The sequence below is a fragment of the Faecalimonas hominis genome (assembly GCF_054660755.1).
The window spans coordinates 1-1,163 of sequence record NZ_BAAHSH010000056.1; the positions used below are offsets into that span (position 1 = coordinate 1).

Sequence of the window (1,163 nt, forward strand, 5' to 3'; positions counted from 1 at the left end):
ACAGATGAAGGAAAGTCTGTAAATAAGAACTTTTTAGATAATGATAGGCGAAAGGCTTGAGTAAAATCAGCTTTTCGCCTTTGTCTTATATATAACAGCTACAAAATTGCATGTCAATAGCAGGCGGGAAATCCGCCCGTCTTTTTGACCTTTTTTATTATTCGGGTAAGCGTCCCTCATACATAATGCTCAGTTCACCATAGACCTGTGCCCAGTTCCGGATCGTTGCTGTCCATTTTTTCGTGGCTTCAAAGGTAGCTAGATAAAGGGCTTTTAAAAGGGCTGTATCGCTTGGAAAGACGCTTCTCTGACGGTTCAGTTTCCGATAAGTGGAATTCAGTGATTCAATGGCATTTGTTGTATAAATGACCTTTCTAACAGTTGCTGAAAACTTGAAAATCGGGGAAATAGCATCCCAGTTATCCTTCCAGCGTTTCATGGAATTTGGATATTTCGGAGTCCATTTTTCTGTCACTCTATCTAAAGCTGCCAGAGCTTTCTTTTCATCAGCCGCCTGATATATCGTTTTCAAATCTGTGGCAAATGCTTTTCTGTCTTTCTCTGGAACATACTTCAAGGTATTTCTCACTTGATGAACGATACATCTTTGATATTCTGTCTTAGGAAATGCTGCAGAGATCGCTTCTTTGATACCAGTAAGCCCATCTGCACAGATAATCAGGATATCTTTTACACCACGATTTTTTAATTCGTTTAATACGGAAAGCCAATATTTTGAACTTTCGTTTTCTCCAATGCTGATGGTAAGGACTTCTTTCTTACCTTCTGCATTTATCCCGAGAATCACATAGGCTGCAAGCTTCCGGATCACTCCATTATCACGGACAGAATAGTGAATCGCATCAATATACAGGATTGGATAAACTTCATCTAAAGGCCGATTCTGCCAGTCTTTAATCTGTGGAAGAATCTTGTCTGTAACATCTGATATAAAGCCTTCCGATGTTTCAAAACCATAAATATCTTCGATTGTTTCTGAAATCTGCCGGGTTGTCATACCTTTCGCATACATAGAAATAATCTTCTGATCGATATCTGAAATGTCTTTCTGACGTTTCTTTACTACTTGAGGTTCAAAGGTTGATTTTCTGTCTTGTGGAACTTCAATCTCCATAGAACCATAACGACTATTCACTCTTTTT

1 protein-coding gene is annotated in these 1,163 nt (G+C 38.8%); it reads right to left on the bottom strand.

Going from position 1 to position 1,163, the window contains the following annotated elements; all coding sequences use genetic code 11:
• Window positions 1-157: 157 nt before the first annotated feature.
• The coding region (locus tag ACYQ35_RS10140; RefSeq protein ID WP_459833054.1) for an IS256 family transposase at window positions 158-1,163 on the bottom strand (1,006 nt) is incomplete at its 5' end.